Below are 2,865 nucleotides of genomic sequence, written 5' to 3'. Positions count from 1 at the left end.
TGACAGACCCGGTCTACCCGGCACCGAAACGAACTTCGCTTTGTTCACGGACGACTGGTTAGGCCGTTTGCCGACCGTCGTTACTTTTTTAAACGGAAAAGCTGACATCGCGCAAAGGGATCACCACCTGCCAACTAACACCAAGCCACAGTCAGGCTTCGCCAAGCCCGAGGATGGTCATGGTCTGATAGCCAGAGCCCTCGAGCAAGCGCAGCGTAAAGCCGTCACTGCTCGAACGTTCGCTTTCTTCGAGAAGCTGCATTGCAATTTCGTCGAGGAGCGCGAGGCTTTGGGACGCCATGCCCTGCGCCGCGACGTCGGCGCGGAAATGATCATAGGCGTCGGCACCCATGTGATGGATTGCAGTGCTCATAATGCGAAGGAGCAGCGCCTCGTCCCCGAGACTGAGTGCGCAAATCGCGGAATTGGCCCAAGCCGTGATGTCCTGCGGCTGGATAAAGGCGCAGGCTAGGAAATGGTGGAGGGCGGCGACGTGGTTGCCTTCGTGTGCGCGGGTGATACCGAGGTTGAAGTGCGCGAGCGGATGGAAGGCGTCGACGTCGCGCAGCAGATGTTCGAGATGTTCAGCGCTGTCGCGGCCGTCGGGTCGCAAGGTGGAGCTGGCCTCGCCTCGCCTCCGCGGCAACGTGTCGACCCCGGCGGTGGCGATGACGCGGTCGCAGACCATGATCTTCAAGTTGGCCTCGTGCAACAGTCGCGGGGCGGAGCAACGAGCAAGTGCAACCTCATAGCAGGCGCGCGCTTCGCGGACCGCGCCCGAAAGCAGCAGCGTGTCGCCGAGAAGGAAGACAAGATCGGGATCTTCCGGGGTGAGGCGGACGGCTTCGCGATAGAAACGCTGCGCGAACGCATAGTGGCCCGCAAGGAACAGCACGCCAGCGAGTTCGCTGAGAAAATAGCCGGTTTGGAGATAAGCGGGCCGGAGATGGCGCGCGCGATTATAATGGTGAGCTGCGCGTGCAAGGTCGTGCTGGTGGCGATAGAAATTGCCAATTGAATAGTGCGCCGCTGCCTCACTGGCTGGCTCGACTTCGCGGGCGGCGGCCATCGAGGCGCCGAAGAAGGCGTCCATCGCCGCGCGACGCGACTCGCGGTCCTGCGGCGCCTTCACGATGGTCAGCGCGACCAAGGCATGCATGGGCCCCTGGTCGTGAAGGCCGTTGACGATTGCGATTCGGACGAGCGCGGGGAGATCACGCGCGAGCGCGATGCAAGCGTCGAAGGCCAAATCCTGATTGTGGTGCGCTAGCCCACGCTCGGCAAGGAGCGAGGCGAGCGCCTCGGCCTGGCGGAGAAGGCGCTGACGACGGAAAATGCGCACGAGCGCATAGAGTATCGAGCTGAGATAGTCGTTGGGGGTGGGTATCTGCAAATCGAAGGTCACGCCGGTAAGCGTATCAATCCCGACCGAGAGGATCGTCGGCCCAAGAGTCGCGAATGCCTCGACGTCGGCGGGTGTGCTACCCGCGCGGACAAGCGCGCCGCGACTGTCGGCGATCGCTTGAGCGATCGTCCGGTCTATTGGATATCGCTCTGCGGCAGGGATTGCGGACAGATCGACACGGAGCGGCACTCCCATGCTCGGCGGATAATCTCCAAGACGTCGACGCACTTCGAGGGTCCGGCGGATCGCGGCGGCAGTCGCCTCGGTCCAGCGCTCGCCCTCGTCGAAGCGATATGTCACCGTCTGCTGCCCTTCGGCGAGCTCCACCTGGGACGCGATGTGAGAGGCCCATTGCCAGAAAAGCGACCCGTCGGGGCTACTGTAGCGGACTACCGCCGTGGGGACGTCGAGTGAGCCATAATAGTTGAGCTCGTCAACCTCAAGGCGCACACGGTCGGCGCGCGCCACATCGTCGGTCGCGCGAAGCTGGACATTAAAGGAGAGACCGGTCGTGCTACCATTGGTGTTGAAGATCTCGACCTCGCCGTCGATCCCATAGTCGGGGGCCTTGCAGCGATATACCCAGGCGGGCGGTAGCGCGTCGCCGAAGCGGCGGATCGATTGTTCCTCCAAGATGTGGGAGCGGGCGCGAGTAGGCATGGCATGTATATGCGGTCGGACTGGACATGCGGCAACTGCTCGCCCATGACCTTGACGAGGTTAAACTCTATACTTCCATTAGAAGGCATCCCTCGGTCGATTATTGATGACTGACTTTGTGGCACAATTTCGATCGCCCGCTTTGATCTGCCTGATCGGCAGCTTTCGTCCTGACCCGGACTTTCAAGGGAGCGGAAGTGCACTACCGACTGTGGTCGCGAGCTGTGCGAACCGGACCGTCTGCAACTGGGGAGTAGAGGGCGGCCGCTAAAAACGGTGTCAAAGCCTCCAGTTGTGACACTGAGCAAAGCATGTCATCTCACGCCAGCTTAGACCGTCGCGTTCGGGAGCATTTTGACCCTTCGGAAAAGTTGGAGCGTTTTTAGCGCCCCCCTTACTCGGGGTTCCGAGAATAGGAGATTAGAATGACAGAGCTGGTGAATTTCCGGGTGGTTAACCAAGAAGATGGCACTTTACTCGGGATATCATCCTGTGATCACCCTCTCGAGGTTGGAGCTTCCTTCAAGATGAAGGGGACAGATGTCGAATATACGATCAGATCGATTTCAATTGATCCGGATCCGATGGAATTTCCCATCATCCTTAAAGTCTGAGGTATGGGCGTATGCGTTAACACTGCCGCCCGATGACCGCATAATTTAAGACAAATGGCCTCTGGCAATCCAAGGCGTTTCGAGGTGACCCAATGAACCGTCCGCTGGTTATGCTGCATGGCATCCATCTCAGAGCCCGAACCGAAAGTTGTTGAGCAATACCAGCATGTTGTGATTCACGCCTCT

2 protein-coding genes are annotated in these 2,865 nt (G+C 59.7%); one reads left to right on the top strand and one right to left on the bottom strand.

Features of this window, described 5'->3' with window-relative positions; translation table 11 throughout:
- Window positions 1–151: 151 nt before the first annotated feature.
- Complete coding sequence (locus AX703_RS05705) at window positions 152–2,065, bottom strand: DUF4365 domain-containing protein (RefSeq protein WP_082734438.1); 1,914 nt, start codon at window positions 2,063–2,065, stop codon at window positions 152–154.
- 425 nt (window positions 2,066–2,490) lie between these two features.
- Between AX703_RS05705 and AX703_RS27245 the strand changes: the two genes are divergently transcribed.
- Complete coding sequence (locus tag AX703_RS27245) at window positions 2,491–2,679, top strand: hypothetical protein (protein ID WP_156451927.1); 189 nt, start codon at window positions 2,491–2,493, stop codon at window positions 2,677–2,679.
- Window positions 2,680–2,865: the final 186 nt, after the last annotated feature.

The sequence above is a fragment of the Novosphingobium sp. CCH12-A3 genome, from assembly GCF_001556015.1.
GTDB classification, from domain to species: domain Bacteria; phylum Pseudomonadota; class Alphaproteobacteria; order Sphingomonadales; family Sphingomonadaceae; genus Novosphingobium; species Novosphingobium subterraneum.
Note: the sequence above shows the minus strand (reverse complement) of the source record. Positions and strands in the feature narration are given on the sequence as shown.